The organism is Pseudomonas sp. NPDC007930 (genome assembly GCF_042958985.1).
Classification (GTDB): Bacteria; Pseudomonadota; Gammaproteobacteria; order Pseudomonadales; family Pseudomonadaceae; genus Aquipseudomonas.
Genome location: NZ_JBIBKC010000001.1, coordinates 193,236 through 209,912, shown reverse-complemented (window position 1 = coordinate 209,912; position 16,677 = coordinate 193,236). Strand labels below are relative to the sequence as shown.

The window sequence follows — 16,677 nt, the reverse complement described above, 5'->3', positions numbered from 1 at the left end:
GATGACCCTGCACACCGCCATCGAGCAATTTCTGTTTCACCAGGCCGAACTGTGCGACGCCCAGGACTGGGACGCCTACCTGGCCCTGTTCGACGAAGACAGCACCTTCCACCTGCCGCAATGGGAAAGCGAGCACTGCTACGTGACCGACCCCAACCAGGGCCTTTCGTACATCTACTACGCCGACCGTTCCGGCCTTGAAGACCGCGTGTTTCGCCTGCGCACCGGCAAGAGTGCGGCCTCAACGCCGTTGCCGCGCACCCTGCACCAGGTGAGCAACCTGCGGGTGCTGGAGCTGCCCAGCGGTGAGCTACAAGCGCGGGTGGGCTGGCAAACCCTGTACGCCCGCCAGGGCGCCCAAGGCAGTTTTTTTGGCCACGCCACCTACCTGCTGCGCCGCGACGGCGAGGGGTTTCGCATCCGCCGCAAGCATGTGCTGCTGCTGAACGACACGATTGATTCGGTGCTCGACTTTTACCATCTGTGAGGTGCGCCATGAGCTTTACCGTTGCCTTGAACTTCGCCGATGGCGCGAGCAGTTTCATCCAGGTCAAGCCCGGCGAGCTGCTGCTCGACGCGGCCCTGCGCCAGGGCATCAGCCTGCCGCTGGATTGCCGTGAAGGGGTGTGCGGCACCTGCCAGGGCCAGTGCGAAAGCGGCCGTTACGAGCAGGATTACGTCGACGACGAAGCGCTCAGCCCGCGCGACCTGGCCGAGCGCAAAGTGCTCGCCTGCCAGACCCGCGTGCAATCCGACGCCAGCTTTTACTTCGACCACGCCGCCAGCCTGTGCCACGCCGCCGGGCCGTTGCGCGTGAGCGCGCGGGTGCTGGCGGTGGAACAGGTGTCGGCGAGCACGGCGATCCTCCACCTGTGCGCCGGCCAACACCCGCAACCGCTGCAATACCTGCCGGGGCAGTACGCGCGGTTGAAGGTGCCGGGCAGCGAGCAATGGCGGGCCTACTCGTTCGCCAACCTGCCCAACCCGGGCAACCGCCTGCAGTTTTTGATCCGCCTGCTGCCGGATGGGGCGATGAGCAATTACTTGCGTGATGGCTGCCAGCCTGGGCAACTGATCGAGCTGGAAGCGCCAATGGGCAGTTTCTACCTGCGCGAGGTGCGCCGGCCGCTGGTGCTGGTGGCGGGCGGCACGGGGTTGTCGGCGTTCCTCGGCATGCTCGACGCCATGGCCGAACGCGGCGGCTGCGGCCAGCCAGTGCGGTTGTTCTATGGCGTGAACCAAGAGGATGACCTCTGCGAGCAGGCCCGCCTGGAGGGCTACAAGGCGCGCATCCCCGGGTTTGACTACACCCCGGTGGTCAGCCGCCCGGGCGATGCCTGGCGAGGCCGCGCGGGGTACATCCCCGACCACCTCGACGCCCAGGCGTTGGCGGCGCAGGCCTTCGACATGTACCTGTGCGGCCCGCCGCCGATGATCGAAGCGGTACGCGGCTGGCTCGCCGGCCAGGCGTTGGCCGAGCACCAGTTGTACAGCGAGAAGTTCTTGCAGAGTGGGCGGTGAGGTTGCCGGGCCTCTCGCCCGGCACAGCCGGAGTGCCGGACCACGGCCTCCCACCAGATTTGTGTAAGCCATTGATTTTGGAAGCAACACAGACCCCGTGGGAGGCCGGCTGCGCCGGGCGAAGGGCCCTCAAGCCGATCACTGGCCCTCGAATTCCCCCGCCAGGCGCTGCAGCGCCTGCACCTGCCCATTCAACCCCTGCACCAGCGCCTGCGCCGCGCGGGCCTGGTCGGCGCTGCCGGCCACGGCGCTGGCGGCGTGGTGGGCGCGTTCGTCGAGCATGCCGACCACCGCTTCCTGCTCCTGCATCGCCGCGGCGATGTGGTCGCTCATCTGCCGCACTTCGGCCAAGGCCTCATCGAGTTGCGCCAACTGGCCGGTGACCGCGCGCATCTGCCGGGTGCCGTCTTCGGCCAGCGCCAGGCATTGGCGGCCGGCCTGCTGGCTGTGCTGGTTGGCCGCCTGCAACTGGGCCAGCAGCGGCTGCACGCCCTGGGTCGCTTCGTGGGTGCGCCGGGCCAGCCCACGCACTTCATCGGCCACCACCGCGAAGCCGCGCCCGGCTTCGCCGGCGCGGGCGGCTTCGATGGCTGCGTTGAGCGCCAGCAGGTTGGTCTGGGTGGCGATCGCGTCGATGATCGCGGTGATGCTGCCGATCGCTTCCACCGCATCGCCCAGCCGCGCGCCGGCCTGCACGTTGGTGCTCACCGACTGCGCCAGGGTGTGCAAGGCCTGCTCGGCGCCGGCGTTGCCTTCGCGGCCGCTGGCGGCCAGCGCGGTGGCGGTGTAGGTGCTGGCCAGGGTCGCCGCCACATGCTGGTTGACCGCGCGGATGCCGCTGGCCAGCTCATGCAGCGCGGCGGCGGTTTGTTGGTTGTCTTCGCGCTGGGCATCCAGGCGCCCGGCTTCGTGGGCGATCAGCGCGTTCACGTCGCCGGCGTGCTGGTGCAGTTGCGCGCCGGCGGCGGCCACCCGCGCCAAGGCCGTGCGCAGGCGCATCGCCTCCCCACGCAAGGCCATCCGCAGGCGCGCCAGCGGTGCCCAGCCGGTGCCGTAGCAGCGGGCCATGCGTGGGGCGCTGCACAGTTGCGGGTGGCTGCCGAGCAGCGCGTTGAGTTGCCGCGCCAGGTGCCAGCGCTGGGCCAGCACGGCCAGCCCCGCCACCGCGGCGCTGGCCAGCATCGCCCCGCCTTCGCCCAGGCTCAGCGCCGTGCCTGCCGCGCCGGCCAGCGCGGCACCGCCGCCCCACAGCAGCGCGCCCTGGGCTAGCCCCGGCGGGCGTTGGCGCAGTTGCCGCCAGCCGCGTTGGGCAGCCCCGTGCAGGGCCGCGGGCAGTGGCTGGTAGAAGGCGCCGTAGCCGGCCAGCACGCCGCCGCGCCACACCGGTTTGATATAGGCCTCCAGCCACAGCGGGCGGCCATCGGCGCCGCGGTTGCACAGCGGCCCCAGCCACGGCGTGCCCTGGCCCAGGCTGGCCCACAGTTGCTCGAACAACGCCGCTGGCGCGTGCTCATGGCGCAGCCGCGCGGCCGGGGCCTGCAGCAGTTGCTCGGGGCTGAGCCCATGCAGGTGGGCGAACGCGGCGCTGCAGAAGGTGATGCGCCCTTGCGGGTCGGTACGGCAAATCAGTGCCTCGGTCATCGCCAGGCCTCCACCATGAAAAAAGCCTGCCCGAGGGCAGGCGAACCAAAAGGAGCCAACAGGGCGGTTCAGAAGTGGTGCACGTAGCGCACTTGCACGCGGGAGCCGTCGGGGCGGTTTTCCACGTCCTGTTCGAAGTAGGCGTTGACGATCAGGTGGTCATCCTTGGAGAAGCTGTACATCCCCCCCGGGCCGATCGCCCAGACCTTCTCCCGGCGCCCGCTCACGTCGTGGCCATCGACCTGGGTGTCGCTGATCTGCTTGAGCCAGTAACCGTTGAGGCCCAGCCGCAGTTGCGGGGTGACCGCGTACTCGGTGGCGAAGTTGGCGTGCAGGGCCTGGCCGGCCTGTACGGTGTCGGCGTCGCCAAAGGCATAGCTGGGGTCGTGGTTCTTGAAGTTGTACAGGTAGTGGGCGCGGATCGATGCCGTCCACTTCGGCGTGAACCAGTAGGTGGCTGCCCAGTACGGGTCGAAAGATACCGCGTTGTTACCGGGGTTGATGTCTCTGTCGCTGCTGTAGCGGCCCGTGGGCAGGTTGACCTGGAACTCGATGCGCTGCACGAAGCGCGGGCCGTTCGGGCCCATCACCGGGTCGAACTGAATGAACGGCCCGATCAGCCAGTCGCCCACCCCGCCTTGGTCCTTCAGGGCGGCGTTGTGCAGGCCGTCGTCGACCTGCATCTTGGTCACCACCGGCAGCAAGGTATTGATGCCCAGGCTGGCGTTGCCCAGGCGCAGGCCGGAGAGGTAGCTGAGCTGGGTCACCGCCACCTGATAGTCGAGCTGGGTTTTCGGCAACGGCAACTTATCGCCGTTCTTGTCCACCAGGCGGTTGCTGCTGTAGTTCTGGAAGTACTGCTGCAGGTACCAGCCCGGCCCGGCCGGTAGGCCGCCGTCGAGGAAGCTGGTCAGCCCCAGGTTGACCACGGGCAGGTCGTAGGCGTGGGCGCTGCCGGCGGCCAGCGCCAGGGCGGCGGCCAAAGTACGCGTCGGTTTCATGCAAAGCTCCTGGAAAGGGTCACGGCAGGGCAATCAACCGGCCAGCGCCGGGTGCGCGGCGGCCACCCGGTACTGCCCAGCGTGGAAGACCAGCGGTTCTCCGCCGCTGTGTCGGTAGTGCTCGATCTGCCCGAGGAAGATCAAATGGTCGCCGCCTTCGTACTGGGTCAGGTTGCGGCACACCAGGGTGGCGATAGCGCCTTCGAGCAGGGGCACGCCGGCGGTGCCGCTGTGGTGCTCGATGCCGGCGAACTTGTCTTCGGCGGGCCGCGCGAAGTGCCCGGAGAGGCCGTGCTGGTCTTGCCCAAGCACGTTGATGGCGAAGTGGCTGGCGCCGAGAAAGTCCGCCAGGCTCGGCGCCGTGCGCGCCAGGCTCCAGAGAATCAGCGGCGGGTCGAGCGACACCGACGAGAACGAGTTGGCGGTCATCCCGACCTTGCGCCCGGCGGCGCCGACGGTGGTGATCACCGTCACGCCGGTGGCGAACTGGCCGAGCAGGTTGCGCAGCGCGCGCGGGTCGCCGCTGGCGGCGCTGACCAGCTGATGCAGGGAGGTATCGGTCATTTCAGCGTCCTCAGGCGGCCAGTCGCAGGTGGTGGGCGATCAGCGCCTGGCAGGCGTCGGCGTCGAACCACCAGGGCTGGAAGCCCCGGGGGTCGTCAAAGGCGTTGCTGATCAACGCCGCCAGGCTTTGGCACTGGCTGGCCGCGCCGAGCAGTTCGAGCACGTGGGCCGGCGGCGGTGTCAGCAGGCTGTTGGTCCAGGCCACCACCTGGCCGGCGTAGGCCCAGTAGCGCTCGAAGGTCTGCGCCATCCAGGCTGGGGTGAAGGCCTGGTCGCCGTGGTCGAGAATCGCCTGCAGGTACACCTGGCTGCACTTGGCGGCGTTGTTCGAGCCTTGGCCGGTGATCGGGTCGTTGACCACCAGGGCGTCGGCCATGCCGAACACCTGGCGGCCCGACGGCAGGGTGAGCACCGGCTTGCGCACCATCGGCGTGAAGCGCCCAGCGAGCACGCCACCGGCGTCGGTCAGTTGCACCTGGCGGCAGCGCTCGGCTTCCCACGGGGCGAAGCGCTGCACCAGCTCCAGGCTGCGCGCCAAGTGCTGCTGCGGGGTTTGCACATCGCCCCAGCAGTCCATCGGCCCGCCGGGCACGCCTTCGAACACCATGATTTCGCACGGCCCGCTGAGGGTCAGCGCGGGGAACACGAAGTACTCGCCCACGCCGGGGATCAGGTTGAAGGCCACTCGCGAATACGGCGCCATCGGCGCCATGCCGTGCACGTAAGTCAGGGCCAGGGCCCGTTGCGGCTGGCTGAAGCGGCTGCGTTCGGCATCGCGCTCGAACAGGTTGACCACCTCCCCCTTGCCGGCGGCCAGCAGCACCAGGTCGTGGCGCGCGGTGAGCGCTTCCAGCTCAGCCACGCCCACGTCGAGCAGTTGCAGCTCGCCACCGCGCTGCACGAACAGGTCCATCCAGGCGGGCATCTTCAGGCGTTGGTCCACCGCCTGGGCGTACCGCTCGAGGCGCGCGCTCCAGTGCAGCGCACGCTCGCCGGGGCGGTCGGCGGCCGGTACGCTGAGGCCGATGCCTTCCACCGCTGGGCAGTGTTCTTCCCAGAGGTTCAGGCCCAGGTCGCGCTCGGTTTGCAGGGCGCTGTTGAACATGCATTGGCTGGACATCACCTTGCCCGCGCGCACCTGATCGGCGCTGCGGTTGGTGGCCAGGGTCACGGTGTAGCCTTTGGCCTGAAGGCCCAGGGCCAGTTGCAGGCCGGCCTGGCCGGCGCCCACGATGGCGATGCGACGCATGGCGTTTCTCCTGTTGCGAGGGTTGGGGGGTTATTCGGCCAAGCGCGGGATGGCTGGCTGGTTGCGTTCGGGGCCCATCACCGAGTAGCCGCCGTCGACCGCGTAGTCGGCGCCGGTGACGAAGCTGGCGGCCTCCGAGCAGAGAAACAGCACCACCTGGGCGACTTCCGCGGGCTCGCCGAGGCGGCCCAGCAGGTGGTAGTCGGCGGCCACGCGGTCGGCCTTGGCGCGGTCGCCGCCGGCCACTTCGCTGATCACCCGCGACCAGGTCCAGCCGGGTGATACCGAGTTCACCCGGATGCCGTCGGCGGCCAGGTCCAGGGCCATGCTGCGGGTGAGCTGGGCCATGGCCGCCTTCGACACCGGGTATACCCAGCGGCCGCTTTGCCCGCAGCGGGCGGAGATCGACGTGAAGTTGACGATCGCGCCGCGCTGGGCGGCCAGCTCGGCGTGCAGGCGCTGGGCCAGGCACACCGCCGACACCACATTCACGTTCAACGCCCGCAGCCAGTCGGCGCGAGGCGAGGCCAGGCCGTCGTCGAGGTAGGTGCAGGCCAGGTTGACCAACCGGCTCACCGGCCCCAGGCGCTGGTGCACCTGGGCCAGGGCCTGGGCCAGCGAGGCGTCGTCGGCCAGGTCGCAGGGCACGAACAGCGCCCGCTCGCCCAAGCGCTGGGCCACCGCGGCGCCGGCCGGGTCGATGTCGAGCAGTGCCACCCGGGCACCGGCGCCGATCAGCGCCTGGGCCACGGCTTCGCCGATCAGGGTGGCGCCGCCGCTGACCAGCGCGGTCTGGCCTTCAAGGGAATAGTGCATCGCTCAACCCTCCACCGGCAGGCCAGCGCTGGCGGCCCAGGTGGGCATCAGCGTGTTCGAGGGCAGGCTTTCGTCGAGCAGCTTGTGCGCGGTGGCAGCGCCGGCCACCGGCAGCCCGTTGGGGTTGAGCAGGCCCACCTGCACCAGCACGCTGGCTTGGTCCCAGTAGATGTGCTCGTGGTACAGCTTCGGCCCGCGGAACTTCACCACCCCGAGCATGGGGATTTCCACCACCCGGCCGGTGGCGGCCACGCCGGGCAGCAGCCAGTCGATTTCGCGGTCGTGGGTAAAGCGCATCACGAACTCGTCGACGATCTGCGTGGCGCCCACGGTGCGCGAGATCGGCGTGAGCTGCATGTCGGCCGGGTTGTTGTGCACGAAGTGATAGCGGTAAAAGCGCGCCAGCTCGCGCTGGCCGACGCCGCCGGTCATGGTCGGGATGTGGTTGACGTAGGGCTCGGCGACCATGGTCGCCATGGTCGCGGCCACGTCGCGGGTGTCGAACTCGTGGCGGATGTGTTCTTCCCACAGCGCCGAGAGGTTGTAGTCCGGGCCAATACAGCGGCGCAGCGCCGCCACGCTGCGCTCATGGGCCAGCAGCGCCGACGGCTTGTGGTAATGCACGCCGGCGGGGCGGGCGAAGGCGTGGTCCACGCCGGGGTACAGGTAGGCTTCGGTGTTGGGTGTGGCCGCCAGCGCCTGGAGGATCGCCTCGCGCGCTGGCGCCGGGCAGAAACCATCGAGCTCGGCAACGTGCAGCACCAGCCGGCCCTTGAGCCCGGCGAGTTCCTCCAGCGCGTGCTCGATGCCAACCCCGTAGTAACCCACCGCGCAGGCCACCTGGGGCAGGCGGCAGGCGGCCAGGTAGGCCAGCTTGCCGCCCAGGCAATAGCCCACCACCGCCAGCCCGGCGCCGCTGCACTCCGGCAGGCCGCGCAGGTGGCCGAGGCTGGCGCCGATGTCGATCACCCCTAGGGTCTCGTCGAAGTTCTGGTACAGCGACAGCGCCCATTGGAAGTCGCTCTCGCCGTAGCCCAGTTCGAGCCCAGGCGCCTGGCGCCAGTAGAGGTCTGGCACTAGCACCGTGTAGCCTTCTTCGGCCAACTGGTCGGCCACTTGGCGCATCGCCTCGTTGACCCCGAAGATTTCCTGGCACAGCACCACGCCCGGGCCGCGGCCATCGATCGAGGTGGCCAGGTAGGCCTTGAAGCTCTCGCCGCCGGTGGCGTGCACCTGCACATAACGGCCTTTCATGGTGGCTCTCCCGTGTGAATGAACGTGGAGGCCATCTTCGAGCAGCGCGGCGGGGCGGTCTGTCCGCTTGTTGCGTGGACTATCCGGCTTGTGCGGGCATTTGCAGCGGCGCGCCGGCCGGCGCCAGCAGCGCCGGGCCGAGTTCATCGAGGGTGCACAGCCCGAGCAGGGCGAGGTCACGCGACACCTCGCTGCCCAGCAGGCCCAGCGCATGGGCCACGCCGGCCTCGCCGCCGACCGCGGCGGCAAACCCGAACGGCCGGCCGACGAACACGAACGCCGCGCCCAGCGCCAGCGCCTTGATCACGTCGGTGCCGCGGCGCACGCCGCTGTCGAGCATCACCGGCAACCCCGGGCAGGCGGCGATCACCGCCGGCAGCGCATGCAGCGGCGCCAGCGCGCCGTCGAGCTGGCGGCCGCCGTGGTTCGACACGATCACCCCGTCGGCGCCCTCGGCCTGGGCGCGCTGGGCGTCGGCCGGGTGCAGGATGCCCTTGACCACCAACCGCCCTGGCCAATGCCGGCGGATCAACGCCAGGTGCGCCCAGTGCAAGTGGCCGCGGTCGCTGTAGTCGCGCAGCGCCTTGGGCGACAACACTGGCGCGCCGCGGTAGGCGTAGTTGTTCTCGAAATGCGGCATGCCGTGGCGCAGCAGTGTGCGCAGGAAGGTCCCGAGCAACCAGCGTGGGTGGCTCAGGCCGTCCCAGGCCAGCCGTGGGGTGGGCCGCAGCGGCAATGAGAAGCCGCTGCGCAGGTTGTTCTCGCGGTTGGCCGCCAGCGGCACATCGACGGTGATCACCAGGGTGCCGAAGCCGGCGCGTTTAACCCGCTCGACCAGTGCCAGAATGTTCGCCTCATCGCCTGGCAGGTAGGCCTGGAACCACGCCTGGGGGTTGGCCTTGGCTACGTCTTCGAGGCGGATCAACGACGAGCCGCTCATGATCATCGGCACCTGCGCCTGGCCCGCCGCCCGCGCCAGCACCAGGTCGCCGCGGTAAGCGGTCAGCGCGCTGATGCCCATCGGCGCGATGCCGAACGGCTGCGCGTAACGCACCCCGAACAGCTCGCGCGCGGTGCTGCGCTGGGCGATGTCGACCAGCACCCGTGGCAGCAGGGCGTAGTGGGCAAAGGCCTGGCGGTTGGCGTGGAAGGCCTGGTTGTCTTCGGCGGCGCCAGCGATGTAGCCGAACAACGGGCGTGGCAGGTGGCGTTGCGCCGCGCGCTCGAAATCATCGAGGCTGAGCAGGCGCCGGGCGAGGCGGGCGGGCAGGGTGGGCATTGGGGCTCCGGTGCGAGGGGGTGTAGCAAGGGTAGCTTGCGTACGGGGTTGAGGGCCCATCGCCCGGCACAGCCGGAGTGCCGGACCACGGCCTCCCACGGGTTGTGTATTTCTCAGTAAATCAATGGCTTACACAAATCGAGTGGGAGGCCGGCTGTGCCGGGCGATGGGCCCTCCCGCTTAGGCCTTGACATCCATTGCATGCAATCTATGGTTAAAACCAGTAGAACACGCCAATAACAGAACAAAAACTGAGCGATTGTGTGCAATGCCGACCCCTAACCCTCTCCCCACCCCCGGCGCCGACGACGTCTACAGCGCCATCAAGCAGGGCATCGCCCAGGCCCACTACGCCCCCGGCGCTCACCTGCGCGAGGCCCATCTGGCCGAAGCCTACGGCGTGAGCCGCACCCCAGTGCGCGAGGCGTTTCGCCGGCTGGGCGCCGAAGGCTGGCTTGAGGTGTTGCCCCACCGCGGCGCGCGGGTGAAGCAGTGGTCGGTGCGCGACATCGAGGAAATCTTCGAGGCGCGGGCGTTGATCGAGCCCTACCTGGCCGCCCAGGCCGCGCATCACCTTGGCCAGGGCCAGTTGGATGAGCTGCTGGCCCTGGCCGAGCACATGGCCGCGCTCAATGCCAGTGGTGACCCGCAGGCGGTCACCGAGGCCTGGTTCGCCGCCAACAAGCGCTTTCACGATGTGATCAACGAAGGCGCCGGCAACCGGCGCTTGCTGGCCTCGCTGCAGGCGCTCAAGGAAGTGCCGCTGATCAAATGGACCTTCGCCACCTTCGGCCAGGCCGACCGCGCGCGCAGCGTGCGCCAGCATTTCGAGCTGGTGCAGGCGCTGCGCGCGCGCAACCCGCAGTGGGTCGAGGCGGTGATGCGCAGCCACCTGTTGGCCGCGCAAGCCTCTGTGCTGGAGAACGCCCACCGTCGTTGACGCACTGCTGTAACCACGCGGGCCATAACAACAATACACCGCAGGAGATAGCCCATGAACCGTACCGCCCAGGCCGGTGCGCGCCTTGATCGTTTGCCCACCTCCGGCTTCCACCGGCAATTGCTGTGGCTGATCGGCGCCGGCATGTTTCTCGACTCGTTCGACATCTACCTCGCCGGTGGCGTGATCGGCGAGTTGACCCGCAGCGGCTGGTCGAACCTTTCGCTGAACGCCGCGTTTCTCTCGTCCACCTTCGTCGGCATGCTGCTCGGCGCCTTTGCCGCCGGGGTGCTGGGCGATGCCAAGGGGCGCAAGTTCACCTACCAGTTCAACCTGGCGATCTTCGGCCTGGCCTCGCTGGCCGGGGCGTTGGCGCCGAACATGTGGTTCTTGATCGTGTGCCGCTTCTTCATGGGCCTGGGGCTGGGCGCGGAGATTGTGATTGGCTACAGCTCGATCGGCGAGTTCATCCCGCCGAAGGTGCGTGGGCGCTGGTCTTCGTACCTGTCATTGATCACCAACTCGGCGCTGTTCGCCTCGACCGCGTTGGGCTACCTGATCATCCCCAGCATTGGCTGGCGGGCGATGTTCGCCATCGTCGGGATCGGCGCGCTGGGGGTGTGGTTACTGCGCAAGAACCTGCCCGAATCGCCGCGCTGGCTCGAAGCCAAGGGCCGGCATGCCGAGGCCGACGCGATCTTGCGGCAGATCGAAGCGGCCAGCCCGGCACTGCCGCCGTTGCCGCCGAGCATCGAACTGCCGCCGCGCCAGCACGGGTTGGGGTCGTTGTTTCGGCGGCCGGTGCTGCGCCGCACGCTGGTGGCGGTGTGGGTGCAGGTGGCGATCAACGTGGTGATCTACGGCTTCATCGTGTGGGTGCCGACCTTCCTGGTACAGCAGGGCCTGGAGCTGAAGTCCTCGCTGGGCTACACCACCCTGATGTCGCTCGGCGGCCCGGCCGGCGCGCTGGCCGGGGTGCTGTTGGCCGACCGGGTGGGGCGCAAGAACGGCCTGATCGGCGTGGCCTTGCTGGCGGCGCTGTTCGGCTGGCTGTACAGCCATTCCAGCGGGCTGCCGGCGGCCACGCTGTGGGGCTTCTTGCTGTTCACCTGCACCTACCTGATGGTCGCGCTGGGCATTGCCTCGTACATCCCCGAACTGTTCCCCACCGAGAACCGCATGCGCGGCGCCGGTGTGGCCAGCGCCGCCGGGCGCCTGGCCGGGATCATCGCGCCGCAGGTGGTGGTGCTGGTGTACGCCAACGGCGAGGTCGGCAACGTGCTGCTGGTGATCACCGGCGCATTGCTGTCGATGGCGCTGGTGCTGTGGCTGTTCGGCACGGAAACCAACCGCCGCTCGCTCGAGGCCATCGCCAGCGACGCCCACATCGCCCCCGGCAGCCGCGCCGAAGCGGCCAACCATCTTCATCACTGAGCACGAGGTGCACATGGACTTTTCACTGTTGCGGCAAGACTTCAAGGCCCGCCTGGCCGGCCCGGAACTGTTGGTCGCCCCCGGCGTGTTCGACCTGATCTCGGTTCGCCTGGCCGCCAGCATGGGCTTTGGCTGCCTGTACATGACCGGCTTCGGCACGGTGGCCTCGTACCTGGGCGAGCCCGACGCCGGGCTGGCCACCTACACCGACATGGTCAACCGCGTGGGCGCCTTTTGCGCCGCCAGCCGCACGCCGATCCTCTGCGACGGCGACACAGGCTATGGCGGCCTGCTCAACGTGGCCCATACCGTGCGCGGCTACGAGCGCGCCGGGGCGGCGGGCATTCAGCTCGAAGACCAGGAATTTCCGAAAAAATGCGGCCACACCCCCGGCCGCCGGGTGATTGCCTGCGATGACATGGTGCGCAAGATCCAGGTCGCCGCCCAGGCCCGGCAAGACCCGAACCTGCAGATCATCGCCCGCACCGACGCCCGAACCAGCCTCGGCCTGGACGAAGCCCTGCGCCGCGCCGAGGCCTACCTGAAGGCCGGCGCCGACGTGCTGTTCATTGAATCCCCGGAGAGCGAAGAAGAGCTGCGCACCATCGGCCGCAGCTTCGACGCGCCGCTGCTGTGCAACGTGGTCGAAGGCGGGCGCACCCCGCAGTTGGCGCCGGCCGACCTCAAAGCCCTGGGCTTTGCCATGGCGATTTACCCAGCCGCAGGTTTTTTAGCCATGGCCAAGGCGCTGGAGCAGGTATACGGCGAACTCAAGGCCGGCAAGGGCACCCTGGGGGTAGGCGAGCAGTTGTACAGCTTCCAAGACATGTGCGAGCTGATGGGCTTTGCCGAAGTGTGGGATTTCGACCGGCGGCATGCCGCGGAGTGAGCCCTGCCCAAGCCCCGTTTTATCCCCGTGAGGCAGGCTGCGCCGGGCGAAGGGCCGGAACATTCTTGCCTACACTTGAGTGCACCCCGACCATAAGAGCTAATAACAATGGCCCACGAAGACCCGCAAAGCCTGCCCCGTGCCGCCGTCAACCACGTGGCCCTGACCCCGTTGAGCTTTATCGAACGCAGCGCCCAGGTGTACCCCCAGCACACCGCGGTGGTGCACGGCGCCCTGCGCCGCAACTGGGCTGAAACCTACAGCCGCTGCCGGCGCCTGGCCTCGGCGCTGGCCCGGCTCGGGGTGGGCGAGGGCGATACCGTGGCGGCGATGTTGCCGAACATCCCGGCGATGCTCGAGGCACACTTTGCCGTGCCGATGCTCGGCGCGGTGCTCAACACCCTCAATGTGCGCCTCGACGCCGAAGCCATCGCCTACATGCTCGGCCACGGCCAGGCGCGGGTGGTGCTGGTCGATGCCGAGTTCAGCGAGGTGATTGCCGCGGCGCTGGCGCGGTTGCAACAGCCGCCGGTGGTGATTGCCGTGGCCGACGCTGAATACGACGGCCCCGGCCAGCCGCTGGGCGAACTGGACTACGACACCCTGCTGGCCGCCGGTGACCCTGAGTTCGCCTGGGCCTGGCCGGCGGATGAATGGCAGGCGATTTCGCTCAACTACACCTCTGGCACCACCGGCAACCCCAAGGGCGTGGTGTACCACCACCGCGGCGCCTACCTCAACGCCATTGGCAACCAAATGGCCTGGGCCATGGGGCACCACCCGGTGTACCTGTGGACGCTGCCGATGTTCCACTGCAACGGCTGGTGCTACCCGTGGACGGTCACCGCCCTGGCCGGCACCCATGTGTTCCTGCGCAAGGTCGAGCCCGCGCGGGTGGCGGCGCTGATCCGCGAACATGGCGTCAGCCACTTCTGTGGCGCGCCGGTGGTGCTCAACGCGCTGGCCAACCTACCGGGCTGCGCGCCGTTCGCCCACCCGGTGCAGGTGATGACCGCCGGCGCCGCGCCACCGGCGCGGGTGATCGCCTCGGTCGAAGCGCTGAACGTGAACGTGACCCACGCCTACGGCCTGACCGAAACCTACGGCCCGGTCACCGTGTGTGCCTGGCATGACGCCTGGAACGCTGAGCCGGCCGACGAGCGCGCCCGCCTCAAGGCACGCCAGGGCGTGCGGTATCACACCCTCGACGGCCTGTGCGTGGCCGACGGCCAAACCGGCGTGCCGGTGCCGCAAGACGGGCAAACCCTGGGTGAGATCTTCATGCGTGGCAACACGGTGATGAAAGGCTACCTGGCCAACCCGGCGGCCACCGCCGAAGCCTTCGAGGGCGGCTGGTTCCACACCGGCGACCTGGCGGTGTGGCACGCCGACGGCTATATCGAGGTGCGCGACCGGCTCAAGGACATCATCATTTCGGGCGGCGAGAACATCTCCACCATCGAGGTAGAAAGCGTGCTGTACCGCCACCCGGCGGTGCTCGAGGCCGCCGTGGTGGCACGCCCGGACGAAAAATGGGGGGAAACCCCGTGCGCCTTCGTCACCCTCAAGGACGGCGCGGCGGAGGTTGACGCCGCCGCGATCATCCAGTTTTGCCGCGAGCACATGGCGGGCTTCAAGGTGCCGAAAACCGTGGTATTCAAGGCCTTGCCGAAAACCTCCACCGGCAAGGTGCAGAAGTTCGTGTTACGTGGCTGGGCCCGCGAGCTTTAACGGGAGAAACGCCGCGCCGCGGCCACGCACAGCACCACCGCGGCGGTGGCGCCGAGCATGCTGGCGGTCACCTGTTCACCGAGCAGGGCCGCCGCCAGCAGCAGGCCAAAAAAGGGCTGCAACAGCTGCAACTGCCCCACCGCGGCAATCCCGCCCAAGGCCAGCCCGCGGTACCAGAACACAAAGCCCAGCAGCATGCTGAACAGCGCTACATAGCCCAGGCTGAGCCAGGCCGGCAGGCCTACCGCGCTGAAGCTGGCCGGCAGCCGCCAAGCCGCCAGCGCCGCCATCAGCGGCCAGGCCAGCAGCAACGCCCAGCAAATCACCTGCCAGCCGCCGAGGCTGCGCGACAGCCGCGCGCCCTCAGCGTAACCCAGGCCACAGACGATGATCGCCAGCAGCATCAGCGCATCGCCGCGGGCCGAGGCCTGCAGCCCCTGGGCGGCGGCGAAGCCCACCACACAAAGGCTGCCCAGCAGGGAAAAACACCAGAACGCCAGCCGCGGCCGCTCACCGCCGCGCAGCACCGCGAACACCGCGGTGGCCAGCGGCAGCAAGCCCAGCCAAACGATCGAATGGGCCGAGGTGACCGACTGCAGCGCCAGCGCGGTGAGCAGCGGGAAGCCCAGCACCACGCCCAAGGCCACGGTCAGCAGCGAGGCCCACTGCCGGCCCTGGGGGCGAGTAGGCTTGAACAGCACCAGCAACAACGCGCCGAGCACGCCGGCCAGGGTGGCCCGCGCGCAGGTCAGGAACAGCGGGTCGAAGGCCTGCACCGCCAGCCGCGTGGCCGGCAGCGAACCGCTGAAAATCACCACCCCGATCAAGCCGTTGAGCCAGCCCTGGGCGCTGTGGCCGAGTTGAATGTGTGTGCCGCGTGCCATCTGAATAACGCCTGTTGGTGGCCTTGCCTGGCGGCCAGTGTGGGGCGCAGTATCAGTACAATCAAAAAATTGTACTGGATACAACCATGGCCAAGGCCCGCTACAAACAGGTGGTCGACCACTTCAAAGCAGCGATTCGCAGCGGTGCCCTGGCGCCTGGCACGCGCCTGCCGACCCACCGCCAACTGGCGGCCGAGCAGGGCCTGGCGCTGGCCACCGCCAGCCGGGTGTACGCCGAGCTGGAAGCCATGGGCTTGGTCAGTGGCGAAACCGGCCGTGGCACCTTCGTGCGCGAGCTGGCCCTGCCGCCGGGGTTGGGCATCGAGCAGCAAACCGTCCCTCAGGGCATGGCCGACCTCAACTTCAATTACCCCACCTTGCCCGGCCAGGCCGAGCAACTGCGCGCGGCCCTGCGCCAGTTGGCCGCGGCCGGCGACCTCGAAGCCTTGCTGCGCTACCAGCCCCACGCCGGGCGCCCCAGTGAGCGTGCCACGGTGGCGCGCTACCTGCGCGGCCACGGGGTGCCGGCGCAGGCTGAACAGGTGGTGATCAGCAACGGTGCCCAGCACGGCCTGGCGATCAGCCTGATGAGCCGCCTGCGCGCCGGCGATGTGGTGGCGGCCGACGCGCTGACCTACTCCGGCTTCAAGGTGCTGGCCCAGGCGTTGGGGCTGGAGGTGCTGGCGATCCCCGCTGGCGCCCACGGGCCCGACCTCAACGCCCTGGCCCAGGCTTGCCGCGGCCGGCCGGTGCGGGCGCTGTACTGCATGCCGACCCTGCACAACCCGCTGGGCTGGGTGATGCCACTGGCAGCGCGCATGCAACTGGTGGCGCTGGCCCGCGAACACGACCTGGCCCTGATCGAAGACGCCGCCTATGCCTACCTGGCGCAACAGCCACCGGCGCCGCTGGCGCAACTGGCGCCGGAGCGCACGCTGTATGTGAGCGGGCTGTCCAAGAGCGTCGCCACGGGGCTGCGCATCGGCTTTGTGGCGGCGCCGGCGCAGTGGGTGCCGGCGCTGGAGCGGATGGTCCGCGCCACCACCTGGAACGCCCCCGGGGTGCTCACTGCCATCGCCTGCGCTTGGCTTGAAGACGGCAGCGTCGCCCGGCTTGAAGCGCACAAGCGCGCAGACGCCCAGGCCCGCCAGCGAATTGCCCGGGCGGTGTTCGACGGCCTGGCGTACCTCGGCCATCCGGCGGGGTACTTCATCTGGCTGCCCCTGGCCGAAGACGCCCGCGCCGATCAAGTGGCCATGGCGCTGCTGCGCGAGGGCATCGCCGTGGCCACCGCCGAGCCCTTCGCCGTGGGGCCCCAGGTGCCCCGGGCGCTGCGCCTGGCGCTGGGTTCGGTCGCTATGGAGGCACTGGAGGGGGTGTTGCGGCGGGTGAGGGTAGTGGTCGAGGCGGCGGCGTTGGGGGTGGTATGAGGTGCTCTCATAAAAAATAATAATTTCTAATAATTCTCTGTAAT

General features: G+C 69.0%; 15 protein-coding genes and 1 pseudogene. 7 read left to right on the top strand and 9 right to left on the bottom strand.

Annotation, left to right across the window (positions count from 1 at the left end):
- Position 1 precedes the first annotated feature (1 nt).
- Together antB and antC are read left to right on the top strand one after the other, a co-directional pair.
- A complete protein-coding gene (gene antB / locus ACFZCE_RS00995; protein WP_390935245.1) occupies positions 2–487 on the top strand; it encodes an anthranilate 1,2-dioxygenase small subunit in 486 nt (161 codons plus the stop codon).
- 8 nt (positions 488–495) lie between these two features.
- Positions 496–1,521, top strand: coding sequence for an anthranilate 1,2-dioxygenase electron transfer component AntC (gene antC, locus ACFZCE_RS00990; RefSeq protein ID WP_390935243.1), 1,026 nt, complete (start codon positions 496–498; stop codon positions 1,519–1,521).
- A gap of 138 nt (positions 1,522–1,659) precedes the next feature.
- On the opposite strand, the gene ACFZCE_RS00985 is transcribed toward antC, so the two are convergent.
- The 8 genes and pseudogenes from ACFZCE_RS00985 to ACFZCE_RS00950 form a co-directional block, all read right to left on the bottom strand.
- On the bottom strand, positions 1,660–2,889 hold the full coding sequence (locus ACFZCE_RS00985) for a methyl-accepting chemotaxis protein (RefSeq protein WP_390936423.1): 1,230 nt from the start codon (positions 2,887–2,889) through the stop codon (positions 1,660–1,662).
- Positions 2,890–3,162: pseudogene (locus tag ACFZCE_RS00980) on the bottom strand (PAS domain-containing protein); the annotation flags it as partial.
- Between the two features lie 68 nt (positions 3,163–3,230).
- Entirely contained in the window at positions 3,231–4,163 is a 933-nt protein-coding gene (locus ACFZCE_RS00975; protein ID WP_390935241.1) for a transporter, read from the bottom strand.
- Positions 4,164–4,196: 33 nt separating this feature from the next.
- Positions 4,197–4,727, bottom strand: coding sequence for a flavin reductase (locus ACFZCE_RS00970; RefSeq protein WP_390935239.1), 531 nt, complete (start codon positions 4,725–4,727; stop codon positions 4,197–4,199).
- A gap of 10 nt (positions 4,728–4,737) precedes the next feature.
- Entirely contained in the window at positions 4,738–5,976 is a 1,239-nt protein-coding gene (locus ACFZCE_RS00965) for a styrene monooxygenase/indole monooxygenase family protein (RefSeq protein ID WP_390935237.1), read from the bottom strand.
- Positions 5,977–6,006: 30 nt separating this feature from the next.
- Positions 6,007–6,792 (bottom strand): SDR family oxidoreductase, encoded by a 786-nt coding sequence (locus ACFZCE_RS00960; protein ID WP_390935235.1) that lies wholly within the window; start codon positions 6,790–6,792, stop codon positions 6,007–6,009.
- Positions 6,793–6,795: 3 nt separating this feature from the next.
- A complete protein-coding gene (locus tag ACFZCE_RS00955) occupies positions 6,796–8,046 on the bottom strand; it encodes a dienelactone hydrolase family protein (RefSeq protein ID WP_390935233.1) in 1,251 nt (416 codons plus the stop codon).
- 79 nt (positions 8,047–8,125) lie between these two features.
- Complete coding sequence (locus ACFZCE_RS00950; protein ID WP_390935231.1) at positions 8,126–9,325, bottom strand: alpha-hydroxy-acid oxidizing protein; 1,200 nt, start codon at positions 9,323–9,325, stop codon at positions 8,126–8,128.
- A gap of 268 nt (positions 9,326–9,593) precedes the next feature.
- Between ACFZCE_RS00950 and ACFZCE_RS00945 the strand changes: the two genes are divergently transcribed.
- From ACFZCE_RS00945 to ACFZCE_RS00930, 4 genes are all read left to right on the top strand, one after another.
- Complete coding sequence (locus ACFZCE_RS00945; RefSeq protein ID WP_390935229.1) at positions 9,594–10,265, top strand: FCD domain-containing protein; 672 nt, start codon at positions 9,594–9,596, stop codon at positions 10,263–10,265.
- A 54-nt stretch (positions 10,266–10,319) separates the two neighbouring features.
- Positions 10,320–11,699 (top strand): MFS transporter, encoded by a 1,380-nt coding sequence (locus ACFZCE_RS00940; protein ID WP_390935227.1) that lies wholly within the window; start codon positions 10,320–10,322, stop codon positions 11,697–11,699.
- 13 nt (positions 11,700–11,712) lie between these two features.
- A complete protein-coding gene (locus ACFZCE_RS00935) occupies positions 11,713–12,588 on the top strand; it encodes an isocitrate lyase/phosphoenolpyruvate mutase family protein (protein WP_390935225.1) in 876 nt (291 codons plus the stop codon).
- 108 nt (positions 12,589–12,696) lie between these two features.
- Positions 12,697–14,319, top strand: a complete 1,623-nt coding sequence (locus ACFZCE_RS00930) for an AMP-binding protein (protein WP_390935223.1) — start codon at positions 12,697–12,699, stop codon at positions 14,317–14,319.
- On the opposite strand, the gene ACFZCE_RS00925 is transcribed toward ACFZCE_RS00930, so the two are convergent.
- Positions 14,316–15,203, bottom strand: a complete 888-nt coding sequence (locus ACFZCE_RS00925; RefSeq protein WP_390935222.1) for an EamA family transporter — start codon at positions 15,201–15,203, stop codon at positions 14,316–14,318. The two genes, ACFZCE_RS00930 and ACFZCE_RS00925, sit on opposite strands and share 4 nt — an antisense overlap.
- Positions 15,204–15,289: 86 nt before the next feature.
- Between ACFZCE_RS00925 and ACFZCE_RS00920 the strand changes: the two genes are divergently transcribed.
- Positions 15,290–16,633: an aminotransferase class I/II-fold pyridoxal phosphate-dependent enzyme gene (locus ACFZCE_RS00920; protein WP_390935220.1), complete on the top strand. Its 1,344-nt coding sequence runs from the start codon at positions 15,290–15,292 to the stop codon at positions 16,631–16,633.
- Positions 16,634–16,677 lie beyond the last annotated feature (44 nt).